Annotated in this window: 13 protein-coding genes and 2 pseudogenes; 9 read left to right on the plus strand and 6 right to left on the minus strand. The window is 23.2% G+C overall.

The genetic code is table 4. The features are described from left to right. Positions 1-307 precede the first annotated feature (307 nt). Positions 308-1,289: pseudogene (locus tag ABNT63_RS11370) on the minus strand (IS30 family transposase). A gap of 664 nt (positions 1,290-1,953) precedes the next feature. Here ABNT63_RS11370 and ABNT63_RS04665 point away from each other — a divergent pair. From ABNT63_RS04665 to ABNT63_RS04690, 6 genes are all read left to right on the plus strand, one after another. Beyond that, positions 1,954-2,088 (plus strand): hypothetical protein, encoded by a 135-nt coding sequence (locus ABNT63_RS04665; RefSeq protein ID WP_348736850.1) that lies wholly within the window; start codon positions 1,954-1,956, stop codon positions 2,086-2,088. A 645-nt stretch (positions 2,089-2,733) separates the two neighbouring features. Beyond that, positions 2,734-2,952, plus strand: coding sequence for a hypothetical protein (locus ABNT63_RS04670; protein ID WP_348736851.1), 219 nt, complete (start codon positions 2,734-2,736; stop codon positions 2,950-2,952). A gap of 12 nt (positions 2,953-2,964) precedes the next feature. Then, positions 2,965-3,372: a hypothetical protein gene (locus tag ABNT63_RS04675; RefSeq protein ID WP_348736853.1), complete on the plus strand. Its 408-nt coding sequence runs from the start codon at positions 2,965-2,967 to the stop codon at positions 3,370-3,372. After that, on the plus strand, positions 3,360-3,662 hold the full coding sequence (locus ABNT63_RS04680) for a hypothetical protein (protein ID WP_348736855.1): 303 nt from the start codon (positions 3,360-3,362) through the stop codon (positions 3,660-3,662). The genes ABNT63_RS04675 and ABNT63_RS04680 overlap by 13 nt, the downstream gene beginning before the upstream one ends. Continuing rightward, positions 3,662-4,216: a hypothetical protein gene (locus ABNT63_RS04685; RefSeq protein ID WP_348736857.1), complete on the plus strand. Its 555-nt coding sequence runs from the start codon at positions 3,662-3,664 to the stop codon at positions 4,214-4,216. Before ABNT63_RS04680 ends, ABNT63_RS04685 begins: the two co-directional genes overlap by 1 nt. Before the next feature lie 15 nt (positions 4,217-4,231). Further along, complete coding sequence (locus ABNT63_RS04690) at positions 4,232-4,501, plus strand: hypothetical protein (protein WP_348736858.1); 270 nt, start codon at positions 4,232-4,234, stop codon at positions 4,499-4,501. Between the two features lie 70 nt (positions 4,502-4,571). Here ABNT63_RS04690 and ABNT63_RS04695 read toward each other — a convergent pair whose 3' ends face one another. Then, complete coding sequence (locus tag ABNT63_RS04695) at positions 4,572-4,703, minus strand: hypothetical protein (protein ID WP_348736860.1); 132 nt, start codon at positions 4,701-4,703, stop codon at positions 4,572-4,574. Between the two features lie 58 nt (positions 4,704-4,761). On the opposite strand from ABNT63_RS04695, the gene ABNT63_RS04700 reads away from it, so the two are divergent. Next, complete coding sequence (locus ABNT63_RS04700; protein ID WP_348736862.1) at positions 4,762-5,622, plus strand: hypothetical protein; 861 nt, start codon at positions 4,762-4,764, stop codon at positions 5,620-5,622. A gap of 170 nt (positions 5,623-5,792) precedes the next feature. Here the strand turns inward: ABNT63_RS04700 and ABNT63_RS04705 are convergent, their stop codons facing one another. Beyond that, positions 5,793-7,115: an Mbov_0401 family ICE element transposase-like protein gene (locus tag ABNT63_RS04705; protein WP_348736864.1), complete on the minus strand. Its 1,323-nt coding sequence runs from the start codon at positions 7,113-7,115 to the stop codon at positions 5,793-5,795. Between the two features lie 103 nt (positions 7,116-7,218). Between ABNT63_RS04705 and ABNT63_RS04710 the strand changes: the two genes are divergently transcribed. Beyond that, the gene (locus tag ABNT63_RS04710) at positions 7,219-8,955 is read left to right on the plus strand and encodes a hypothetical protein (protein ID WP_348736866.1); all 1,737 of its coding nucleotides are present in this window, start codon (positions 7,219-7,221) and stop codon (positions 8,953-8,955) included. A gap of 207 nt (positions 8,956-9,162) precedes the next feature. On the opposite strand, the pseudogene ABNT63_RS04715 reads toward ABNT63_RS04710, so the two are convergent. Beyond that, a pseudogene (locus ABNT63_RS04715) lies at positions 9,163-9,357 on the minus strand (S1 RNA-binding domain-containing protein); the annotation flags it as partial. A gap of 289 nt (positions 9,358-9,646) precedes the next feature. Here ABNT63_RS04715 and ABNT63_RS04720 point away from each other — a divergent pair. Beyond that, positions 9,647-10,168, plus strand: coding sequence for a hypothetical protein (locus tag ABNT63_RS04720; protein WP_348736868.1), 522 nt, complete (start codon positions 9,647-9,649; stop codon positions 10,166-10,168). A 25-nt stretch (positions 10,169-10,193) separates the two neighbouring features. Here ABNT63_RS04720 and ABNT63_RS04725 read toward each other — a convergent pair whose 3' ends face one another. Together ABNT63_RS04725 and ABNT63_RS04730 are read right to left on the minus strand one after the other, a co-directional pair. After that, positions 10,194-12,245, minus strand: a complete 2,052-nt coding sequence (locus ABNT63_RS04725) for a hypothetical protein (protein ID WP_348736869.1) — start codon at positions 12,243-12,245, stop codon at positions 10,194-10,196. After that, positions 12,245-13,498 carry a hypothetical protein gene (locus ABNT63_RS04730; protein WP_348736871.1) on the minus strand — a complete coding sequence of 418 codons (1,254 nt, stop codon included), beginning with the start codon at positions 13,496-13,498 and terminating at the stop codon, positions 12,245-12,247. Before ABNT63_RS04730 ends, ABNT63_RS04725 begins: the two co-directional genes overlap by 1 nt. Positions 13,499-13,515: the final 17 nt, after the last annotated feature.

A 13,515-nucleotide genomic window follows, 5' to 3' on the forward strand; every position in this document is an offset into this window, starting at 1 on the left:
TTAAGATGAAATAATTGAAAATTTTTTCTCTATCCAAATTATGGGAATTATTATTTTTTTACTAAAAATTGGGAGTGTTGCATATAAACGGGTATTATTTAATTTATTTAAAAACAAGAAACTTTTTTCTTTTATAAAAACATGTATAGTGTAAATGTAATTAGTTATTTCTTACTCTTATTAATTAAAATAATAGCACTTAAAAATAAGTTTGCAAGTATTTTTAAATTATTTTTTTAATTTATTTAAAATTAGTATATTTAGGCACACTAAAAAATAATTTATTAAGTTTTTTTATTTAATAAATTTATTTAATATATTTATTAAATAACTGTGTTGGTGTTTCTCAATTTAAACAAGGTCTTATCTTATCATTAATTGTATTAATTATTCAATCTATTTTATCTTGTTTAATAATTCTAAAATCAGTACTTTTTGGTAATTCTCGCCTTATATCTCTATTTATTCGTTCTACTAATGCTTTTTGTTTTGGTTTACCAGGATCACAAAAATATACATTTGTTTTAAGATGTTTTTCAATATCTTTTCAATTTCAAAATTCTTTTCCTTGATCAGTTATAATTCCCTTTAAATGTTTTTTTAAAAGTTTATTTTTAAAAATTTGTTTTAAAGTTTCTAATACTTCTGTTGATTTTTTTTCTTTTAATTTTTTTAAAAAGGTAAATTTAGTTAATTCTTCTGTTAATGTTAAACATGGTGATTTCTTATCTTTACCAACAATAGTATCCATTTGAAATCAACCAAAAGTACCTTTTTCATGTTTTGCTTGTTTAATAGTTTTAAAATCATTGCTTAAATTACCACGTTTATATTTTTTCCCTTTATGTATCTTTTTTTACTATGAAAATACAAATTACGTTTATTTAAACCAAATAAACCTAAATAAATATATTTATAAAGTGTTTTAAAACACATAGGGAATTTATCATTAAATTCAATTTCATATAATTTACATATTTGTTTAGGGGTGTATAATGAAATTTATTAAATTTTTCATCTAATCATAATAATTGTTTAAAAGTTAAAGTAGTTTTCTTTTTACAATTTTTACGATTTTCTAAATATCGTTTATGTTCTTGCATAGGATGATATCGTTTAATATGTTTATAATGTTTTAAGTGATATTTAATAGTACTTTTACTACGACCCATATATCTTGCTATTTTTGATATATTAAGAGTGCCATTTTTTTTCTTAAAAATATCAGATTCTAACGCTTCTTTTAAATTACATCTTTCAATAAAACTTAAATGTTTAAACTTTTTCATTTTTTCCTAACCTTTCTTAAAATATTTACATAATACAATAAAAAAAATAAAAGTAAATTATTGACATTAAATTTAATGATGATAAGATAATATTGTAAATATAAAAAGGCAGAATTTTCCTACTCTTAACCTGTTTTAGAAAATTACAAAAATATAGACTTGCAAAAGTCTTTTTTTTTTTTTTATTTTTTTAATAAATATACTTGACATATTAAAAGAAAGGTTGGAATAAAAATGAAAATACAAAATAAATGTATAGGTTTGTAATAAAAAAAATGATAGTAAAAGTACTTTTAAAAGTATAGGAACAATTTATTTTGATGATAAATGTCAATCATGTATTAAAAAAAGTAATGAAAACTGAATTGAAAATAATAAAGAATTTTATAATTCAATTGAAGAAGCTTTAAAAAATGATTATTTAAAAATAGAAAAGGAATTAAATTAATATGGCTAGACATACTACATATCCAAAAAAGAATGAAGATGTCCAAATCATCAACCTGTAGGAAGACCGTTTGGAAAATATGATTTAGAATATTCAAAAGAAAATGGAAATTTAAAAAGAGGTTTTGCAAGACAAAAATGTACTTGTGGATCAACTCATCGTGTTGAATATACACCACATTGAGTTGATGAAGATTGTTCTGCAAAAAAAAGGAAATTGAAATTTTTAATGTATTTTAAATGTAATATTTGTAATATTAAAAATAGTAATTTTCAAATTAAAGAACAACAAATTAAAAATAAAGATGGATCTATTGATATTAAATATTTAAAAATTACATATTTTATTTAAAAAGTAAATCAATTTACTTTTTTTATTTAAATGTGTAAATTGTAAATGCAAATGTAGCACTTTATTGAAAAAGAATAAAGTGCTTTTTATTTTGTAAAAAATACTTATATTTATTGGATTAATCGTTAGATAGTATCTTTTACACTTAATAAAATATGTTTTTTCAGAAAAATCCATCCTTTCTTTTCTTAAAAAATTTTGAATAATTGTTTTGTTTAGTTGTTAGTTAATTGTTAAATATAATTACTAAAAAATATATTTAATAAACAAAGAATTAAAAAAGATAATGAGATAAAAAAAATAAAGATACTATCTAACGATTAATCCAAAATTCAATCTTTAAAACTTAATATTTTTTGATGCTTAAAGATGGATAACTCATCTATGGCACGAAGCCTTAAAGAAAGTGTGAAAGCGATTGGATTTACTACTCCTATTTATTTTTTTAATTCTCGGCAAGATTAATCACTTGCGAAATGTCAGAGCATGTGTTTTTTGGCTTGTTTTCATAAAAAGAGTGTTGTTAAACCAAAAAAAACAATATCGGACACTAAAAAAACAAGAGGATTGGAACTCCATATCAAAATATTAACCAATAAAGGAATATTATGTTTTTTTACAGAAAGGAAAATATTTGATGAAAAAATGAAAGAACAGTTTAAAAATAACTTTAATAAATATAAATTGTTAAATACGCTAGAAGATAGCGCGGTTATTAGTTTGTTAGGTAATGGACTAGTATTTCAAGCATATAAACAACTCAGAACAAAACAAGATTTAAACAAAACAATTAAAACAAAAACATTACTAAATAGTAAAAAATTTATATTAAAGAAAATATATTCTAAAAAAAGTAAATGATAAGGAGATGATTAAATGTTAAATGAATTATGACAAAATGTTACTTTGGAAAATTATAATAATTTTATTCCAATGACAGGTAAAATTACACAAGTTCCAGTTCGTTATAATAAGTTTTTTAAAGGTGATGTAGAATTATGATTTAAAACATTTGCTTTAAGAGCCCAAAATATGATTAGTTCTTACTTAAACTATCCATTTTCAAAACTAAAGTTTGAAACATTTAAAGATCCATTATTAAAGAAAATTTGTATTAATATGGTGTTTATTACGATTGAGCATTGAACATTTAACCGCATTCCAATTGAATTTTTTACTTCGGCAAATATGAGTGTTGGTGATATTAATTATTCATCGCAAAATGACCCTATGATTACTTGACAAGGTCTATGCCTACCTATGCAAAATCATTGGCTAATTTAACAACTTTAAAGAAAATGTTTCGTACTTTTCAAGAAGAAGGTATTGATTTAACAATGATTGATTTAGAAGCATATTATACTCAATTAGAAGTTGATGCTTTAATAGAAAAAGAAAAAACTAAGATTGACAATAAAACTATTGTTAAAAATAACAATAATGAAATAAATGTTCCCTTTGATAATGTGATACTATTTATGAAAAAAATGGTGTCTGAAAAGCAAAACAAAGTGGTGGTAGTGATATTAAAATTGATAATAAAACAATTATTAAAAATACTGCTGATGAATTAATGGTTTCAGATTTAAAACAAAATAAAATAACTTTATTACCTAATAGTAGTGGTCGTGTTAATGCTGATTTTAATGCTGAAAATGGGGAATTAAGAATTTGAGACCCTAGTTTTGAAGGTGGTAAAAATACTGCTGATTATATGATTATTGATAGTACAGTTGCGGGAATTGAAAGTACTGATGATACATTTGGTACTACTAAATATTTAGATAAATTTTATTTACAGAAAAAAGATTTACCTAAAATATCAAATGATTGAAAAGTTGTTGATACTAGTGATTTTGTTCAAGATTCTAAAGGATATAAAATTAAAAATTTTAATAAGTCAGAATATTATTATCGTTTATGGTATTATACAACGCTTGAGATAGAACTATATATAATTACGCATATAAACTTTAAAGGTCAATTAGCAAGTGGAATATCATATGGAAATAATCCAAGTCGTTGAATTACCATTCAATTATTTTCCAACGGTGAGTTTAAATTATCATCAATATCAAATAGTGTTGAAATTAAAGGATTGTATATTGAAAGAAAAAAAGTAAGTTAGGAATGAGATGGTATTATGCCAAAAGTAACTTTTAAAGATATGATTATGTTTTTGAAAATCTTTGGAGTTTCATCATTGTTTTTTATTGCCGGAATTATTATTTGTTTTATCGGAGAAAAAACATTGGGTATTTCTTGACCAGCATATGTTATTGTTTCAGCAATGCTTATTGGAGCAGGAATTATAGTTTTAATTATTGAAACTATTAGATTTATCAAAACTCATAACAAACAACAAAAACAAGATAGTATTGAAGATGTTATTAAAAAAGAAGATACGAAATAAAGAGGTGATATAAATGGGATTGTTACCAGCAAAAAAAGAAATTAAAAAAAGAATATGATATTGATAGTTATTATCTTAATTTAGCATCAACGATTACTAATCGTAAAAATGTTACTGTTCAAAAACATAATGAAATTTTAGAAAAAATAATTTGTGAAGATAATGCTAATTTTTTAAATCCACGTGATTTAGAAATTAGCATTTATAATCCAATTAATAATAAACAGATAGATACTAAATTAATTAATAACTTTTTAAAAATGCAAGACTTTACTAATAAGAATTGATATAACGAATATAAAATTAATAAGAATGGTAAAGGTGCATATTTTATTTTTGCTAATAATTCAAAACTTAATTTTATTACTATTGATTTTTACAATGACCAATATGACGAATTAGGTAATTTAGTTTCGTGTACTTTTGATTATGACCCTTATCTTAAAAATGACCAGAGTGTTTTTATTACTGAAAAATTAGAAATTAATTATGTAACTAAACAAGTAAAAGTTATTAGAAAGTTAAAAACACGATTATACAGTACTATTACCGACTTATATATTGATGATACTAAATGAAATAACTATACAACATTACAAAGAGAGGAAATATTGCCACTTAATTTTATTCCGATTGAAATTATTCCTAATAACCCTAATTTTGAACCTTCTGCTCGTTATGGTAAACAATTTGCTAGTATTTTAGATATTATTGCGGAAAAGATTATGTTAGACCCATTATTAAATAGTGGTAAATTTACCATTAATACTAATGGAGTTACTGGTGTTGTTGACCAAGAAATTAGTAAAATGTTAGCTTCGTTTATTGAAAATGACTTGTTATTAGTTGAAGGAAACCCCGATAGTAATTTTCAACCAGTAGACTATATTGCTGGTAATTTTAAAGGTGAACAATTAACCAAAATATATGATTGATTATTAACTAATTACTATAAAATAAATCGCCACCATGTTCCCGCAATCGCTAAGGGGGCTCAACAAACACAAGCGGAAGTTGCTGGTGTTAATATTCAAACAAACGCTTCGTATGAACAAATGATAAATATCAGAGAAATTGGTAGTATACATTATTTTGAGGTTTTTAATAAATTAAGTAATTAGAAACAAATTAAGTTTCGCTTATGACTAAATGATAACAAAATTTATAAAAAATTCAACTTTTTTTAAAAATATAATTTTTATTTAAAAAAATAATTTATAAAATTATGAATTTTGACACACTAAAAAATACTTTTTAAAGTTATTACTAATTTTAAAAGGTTTTTATTTTTTTATAAAGATAAAAATTGATTTTGAGATTGATTTAAATTAAATATATTAAATTCAATTTTTTCTTTATTTTTATTAGTTTTATCAACTTTCTCATCATTAATTTGATTATTAAGTCTTAACATAGAAGAAATTAACATATTAATAAATGTTTCTTTACAATATATTTTTGCACCCCGCCCTTTAACAGCCTTAATATAGTGTGATATATCTCCTTCCATGTGACAACCAATATTATATTCTAATGTTTGATTTTCAATACCTTCTTTATTATTTTTAATTAATTCAATAGTTTCTAATAAAATTTTCTTTTTATTATCAATAACATAGGGCAAATGACACATTAAAAAATCTAATAATGCTTCATAATTTCCAGTAAAAAAATATATTTTTGCTAATTTATATTTTAATCTATGAATTTGGTTTTTCTTACGATTTGGAAATAATTCTTTAAATCTTTTTACTAAATGAAATCTATCTAAACTATATGATACAGTATTATTTTTATATTTTGCTTTTATTGCTTTGTAAATTTTTTTAATTTGTTTTTCACCATCACTTAATATTAATATTTTAGTATTTTCATTAATATCATAAGTATCCATTGATTTAAAAATTTTATCAATAAAATTATCAATATTAGATTTATCATTTTTATTCTTATGATTTTTATTCATCATTTGAAAAATGCCTTTTTTCTTTTTCATTTTTTTTCTGTTTTTTGTTGATTTTTCTTCATCAACACCAACATGCATAGTTGAAGCAAATATTTTATTTTCAACTCTTTTTTTATTTTCTCACATAGGTTTAAAAGCCCCATCAATTTGAATATATAAAACATTATTTGGAATTTTAATTTTATTGTTATTTTTATTACTAATGTAATCGGTTTCTTCTAAATCTGCATTTTTAAAAATATTAGATATTGTTCTTTCACTAATATTAGCGTTTTCGACAGTATCTAAAATATCTTTATATCTTTTTCCATCACCCATAAATGAAGTAATTTTATTTATTAAATTTTGTTCATTTCTTTGGTATTTTTTTAAACCTAATTCTTCATCCAAAGGATAGCGATTTATATATTCATTTTTTTCTTCATCATATTTAACATATCTTCGTCTTTTTAAAGGTATATCTCCATCTTCTGTTCTAATTGTTTTTGGTATTTTTGATACAACCTTATATCCTTGTAATATTTTTCCTTGTTGATATAATTTAAATATCTCATTATCTCTTTCAATTAAGAAATTTTTAGTTTCATTGTTTGTTTCTATTCTTTTATTTTCTTTATAATTTCCTAATAAATTATTTTTTAATTCCATTTTATAATTTCCTTTCTTAATTAAAAAAAATATTTTAAATTATGATACTTAATTGATACTTAATACTTCATATAATCTTAACAAAAAAGGAGGCTAATTAAAAATGCAAGATTTTACAAAAATTAATAACAAAAAACGAATTACTAGTTATGAATATTTAAATAAAAAATATGATTTAAATTTTAGTGACTTTAATTTTGGCTTTGATTGAGAAGTATTTAAAGATTTTGTTGGTGATAGTTATGCCCGATATTTTACTTCGCCAAGTTTTTTTAAGTTTGTCTCAGCGGGGCGTGGTACTAATAAAACATGAAATCATTTAGCAGAAAAATTATTTTTTGCTTGTAATTTTACTGATGCTTCATCTAATATTTTACGAAGATACGCTAACACCCACGAAGATACTACATTTGGCGATACAATTAATGTATGTAATTATCTATACGATAAATATGGGATTGATATAGGACCTGACAATGAAAATGGCATTGTTTGACCTAAAAATGTTAAAGAAGGCGGCGAGATTGTTTTTCCTAGTGGTGTTCGCATTGCTTTTGCTGGTTATGCTAATGGTAATAAAATTATGGGAAAAGTTGGTAAAGGTAGTGGTATTATATCAGCATGAACTGATGAAATGATACATGCCGAAGAAAAAGAAATCTTAACTGATAAAGAATTAGATAAAAGATATAATAATTTAAGAGTTTCAATGTTTCGTTCAAAAAGTTTAAAAGTGTCTTACAAAAAATATACTGATGAAAATGATAATGAACAATATAATTTAGATAATCCTATTTCAGTAAAAGAATTATCTTGAACATTTCAAGAATGAGATAATATAACAAAACAATACATAACAGTAACAACATATTTTCATAAAACATATTCTAATCAATTTACTTTTAATCCTTTTGATAAATACCATGTCTTTTATGAAAAATTTGTAACCCCATTTTTACCCTTAAATGAAAGAATTAAAACTATTTTAAAAGAACATAACCAAGTATATTCAGAAAACAAACATGTATTTAAAGGCTTAGGTGTTTTTAATTTACGATTAACAATGGGAGCTGTTTGAAATAAAATACCCGATATTACTAAAAAACTTGTTTTAGCAAATAAAGAAGAGCGACCTGATTTATTTGAAATTGAATACTATGGTTTTGAATATAATGATAATGACCCCAGTATTTATGTTTTACGAAATTATCGTAAATATATTAAAGAGTATAATTTACAAGATTTTTATAATACAAATACAAAACAGTATCAATTTGATAGTTATTCAATTGGTGTTGATTATGCTAATGGTAGTGAAGACCATACAGTATTTTTATTTAGTGGTTATAAAATTAATGAAAATAATGAATATGATAAATATTTAATTGAAGAAAATGTTGTTACCCCAAAAAACACAATGAATTTAAATGAAATAGTTGAACATTACGGCCAATGAATAATTCATACATTTGATAAATTTGATGGTTTTGAATATGCAACATTTAATTATGATATTAATGCCCACGACTTTATGCAAAAATTACAAGAAGATATTTACCCTTATTTAGGCTATAAAATTAAAATGTTTAAAGCGAAAAAACATCAGACATCTCTTAATAAAGAAGCAGGTATAATCAATCGCGTAACCTGAATAAGAAAAATGTTTGTTCAAGGTAAAATATATGGCATATTAGATAACTTCCCATTTTTAGATAAGTGCATTAGTGAACTAAGATTTAGTGATACCAAAACAAACACACCCGATAGTAAAATGTACCATGACCCATATGATGCTTTGTTTTATGGCTCTTATCCGTATCGTTTTAAAATGGGAATATAAAAAAGGTTTTAAAAACCTTCTAAAATTTATAAATTTTATTTACTTTTTATTTACTAAATAATTAGTATTTAATGATTTTTCTAAACTAGGTGATTTTTCTTGTATTTTATTACTATCATCATTTTTCAATAGTTCAGAATGACAATTTTTATAACTTAATTTAAGATGTTTTCTAACTGAATTAAATTCTAGTATCTCAACTTCAATTTCATCACCAACATCAAAAAAATCTCTAATATCTCTAACAAAGTAATCTGAAATCTCACTAATATGAATTAAACCATCAGCCTTTTCTGCTCTACAAAAAGCACCATAAGGTGTAATGTTTGTTATTTTAACATTAACTTTATTTCCTTTTTTATAGATAAAATTAAATATACTTCCTTTCTTTAAATGCTTTAATTATATCAATAAGACTATAAAAATTATTTGCAGGAATTGGGCGAGCGGTTGATTTTCTTAAATTTTTGTGATAAAATGACTTACAAGTTAAAAAAGATTTTGAGATTCTTTCAAACAAATTTGGGAACCTTTATAGAATTCTTCGCTTAACGCTTAGAATTTTTCCTAAGTATTTTGAAAAGCGCGGCAAATGTTTTTTTAAACTTTAAGTAATTTTTCGCAAAACTTATGGAAATCACCGCGAGCCCAGATTCTATCAAACAATAAATTTGAGTAAAGGAAGGATAGTATGAAATATTTAATTTTATCAATAAGGTGTTTTTTCATAACTGAAACAAAAAAGAAAATAGCAATCTTGTTAATAACAATTTTATTGTTAGGATTATGTATTTCTTTGCCTATTGTTTTTGTTACTGCTGCTAATAATAAAACAAAATTTGAAAATTCATTTTTAGAAAGAGATAGAACTCTTACATTTTGTAATAAAAACCAAAAAATAGGTCAAGCATTAATTAACTATACAATAAAAGATGAAGAAAATAATTCTAATGATATATTTAAAAATAATGATAAATACACTATATTTTTATGGTGTACAAACCAACCTAATAATTGAAATCTTGATAAAGTTTATAATCCTGTTTATTCATTATTTTATTTAACTTATAAAAATATAATGAATTTACAAGATTTTTCAGTTAATGATACTGGTGGAATAGATGAAATTTATTCAAAAGAATGGAATAAAAAATATGATATTTCTAATTTTTGGGGAAAATATAAAAATTTTGATAATTATTTTATAAATTAAAAAAGTTATTTTAATAAATAACTTTTTATATTTCTATTGTAACTAACGATAATTTTTCATTGTTTTTATTAAATAATTCTAAATTATTAATATTAATTTGTTTTTTTTCTGTAAAAATTATAATATCATAATTTCCATAACCTCATATACCCGATATTTCAATTTGATTTAAGATACTAATATTTTGTGAAAAATAAATTTTAATATTATTTTCAACAAAACTATTAATTAAATTTAATCATTCTGATTTTGAATATACTGTTCCTTTTTTATGATATCCATATAATGCTTCTAATGTTTGTTGTACTTTATCATCAGAAATAATTAAATTTGTTAAATATTTCCCATATTCTCCATCTGATAGTTTAATTTCACCAGGAATAAGGGAAGGAATATTATTTGTTTCTAATTCATTCGTTATTGATAATCAATTAAAAAAATTTGACTCTAATTGATAAACATGGTTTTCTGAAATATCATTATCTATAATTTTTATATTACTTTTTTGCATTTCATAATAATTTTTATTTTTTAAATCAGAAAAATCAAAATAAGATGATTTTAATTGTACTATGCAATCTTGAAACTCATAGTATGCTTCTTCATCTTTTCCCTCTTTAATTTTTGGTTCAGAAAGTAATTCAAAATAATAGGGAGAAAATAACTTAATATCATCATTATAACCTTTATTAACTGCCATATTACTATATACATAATTTGATAATAGATAAATAATTTGTTTAAATCTTTTTACCGCTTTTTCATTAAGATAAGTAGGATTTTTAAATTTTCAATTTTCAAATAAACCATCAATAACATCTTCAGGTTTTTCCCCTTCAAATAATTGTTTTATTTTTGCACTTTCATTTATTGGATTTCCTTTTTCATCATATTTAGCGCCGCGAAATTTTCTGTCGTAATTATAACGAAATGTTAACATATCTCTTAATACTTTTTCTAATTTTCCATATACTTCAGAAGATTGTATTTCAATTAGTAGTTCTCCATATCGAGAAGCATTATTTTGTCATATTGGCGGAAGTAATGAAATAGACGGTGTTTCTGGCATTTTACCAGGTATTTTAACATCGTATGAATATTTCCCGGGAGGATTATAATATGCAACAATATTACATTCTAAAATTCTGGCATTTTTAATTACTTGTTTTCTTGGATTTTTATTGTGGTTTCCTACACTAACCAAAATTAAACAATCATTTGGGGTAGAAAAATTTTTTGCTATTTCAAATGGCAAAAAACTATATCCTAGTCAATACTGAAATATTCTTAAATTGGGATTTGTTTCAATTGGCATAGATAGTAAAGGTAATAAATTAGCATTTTGAATAATTGACTGTGGATAAGAATAAACACCATTAACATTGCCCCAACACTTAATATTGCCAAATAACATTGATTTAGGATATTTAATTTCAATTCCAGTAAATACTGTGTCTTCGGGTAATGATTTTTGTAATACTAAATGAATACTATTTTGGTTTTTTCACTTAAAATCAGTTATTTTAACTAAATGCGTAGATTTAATAATGTCAACACCATCAGGTGAATAAGGGCGTTTATATTCTTCAATGATATAGCATTCATTTTTGTTTTCTTCACTAATTGGTTCATTAATAGACACTATTTTTAAGTCTAATGTTTCTAAAAATTCTTTATCTTGTTTTGAAATATCCTTGATTAAAATATCTTTTTCGTCAATCATTACATAACTTGTGCTATTATCTTGAATTGTGGTGTTTTGTTGAATTTGTAATTTAAAATTAAAGTCGCTAATTTCATAACCCGTTATTTTAATATATTCATCTTTGTCAATAAAACCTATTTTAACGCTATTTTGAGAGTAGTTTAAGATTGGTTTTTGCTTTGTCTTAACAAGATTATTAATTTTATAAATATATAAGGTTCTTGCACGGTCTTCAGTAAACAATTGTTCTAAATCAGGGTCGCTGTACTGCGATTGACTAGCAAAATCTAACGGAATACTATCAATTGAATAGTCAATTGGTTCATCATTTTCTGCTAATTGTGCCAACATTTTTTCTGATGGTTTTAACATTATTCTTGTTCTCCTTCTTTATTAGGAATATTGATAATAGTTTCGTTGTTTTTTAATTGTCTGTTTAAAGTAGCATTTACTGGTAAGCGAACATCAACAATTAAATCATCAATATTTTTAATATTAAATGTTCTACTATTTAAAACAGCATTATCATATTTAATTAACTTAATAATAAATTCCGTTAATTTAATTTCTCTAATGTATATCATTTGTTCGTATGATGCGTTTGTTTGAATATTTACACCAGCAACTTCAGCCTGAGTTTGTTGGGCTCCTTTAGCGATTGCAGGAACATGATGGCGATTTATTTTATAATAATTAGTTAATAATCAATCATATATTTTGGTTAATTGTTCACCTTTAAAATTACCAGCAATATAGTCTACTGGTTGAAAATTACTATCAGGGTCTCCTTCAACTAATAACAAGTCATTTTCAATAAATGAAGCCAACATTTTACTAATTTCTTGGTCAACAACACCAGTCACGCCATTAGTATTAATGGTAAATTTACCACTATTTAATAATGGGTCTAACATAATCTTTTCAGCAATAATATCTAAAATACTAGCAAATTGTTTACCATAGCGGGCAGAAGGTTCAAAATTAGGGTTATTAGGAATAATTTCAATCGGTATAAAATTAAGTGGTAATATTTCTTCTCTTTGTAATGTTGTATAGTTATTTCATTTAGCATCATCAATATATAAGTCGGTAATAGTACTGTATAATCGTGTTTTTAACTTTCTAATAACTTTTACTTGTTTAGTTACATAATCAATTTCTAATTTTTCAGTAATAAAAACACTCTGGTCATTTTTAATATAAGGGTCATAATCAAAAGTACAAGATACTAAATTACCTAATTCATCATATTGGTCATTGTAAAAATCAATAGTAATAAAATTAAGTTTTGAATTATTAGCAAAAATAAAATATGCACCTTTACCATTTTTATTAATTTTATATTCGTTATATCAATTCTTATTAGTAAAGTCCTGCATTTTTAAAAAGTTATTAATTAATTTAGTATCTATTTTTTGATTAGTAAGTTGATTATAAATGCTAATTTCTAAATCACGCGGATTTAAAAAATTAGCATTATCTTCACAAATTCTTTTTTCTAAAATCTCATTATGTTTTTGAACAGTAACATTTTTACGGTTAGTAATTGTTGATGCTAAATTAACATAATAACTATCAATATCATATTCTTTTTTTAATTTCTTTTTTGCTGGTAACAATCCCATTTATAACACACCCCCTT

This window comes from Spiroplasma endosymbiont of Ammophila pubescens, from assembly GCF_964020965.1.
Classification (GTDB): Bacteria; Bacillota_I; Bacilli_A; order Mycoplasmatales; family Mycoplasmataceae; genus Spiroplasma.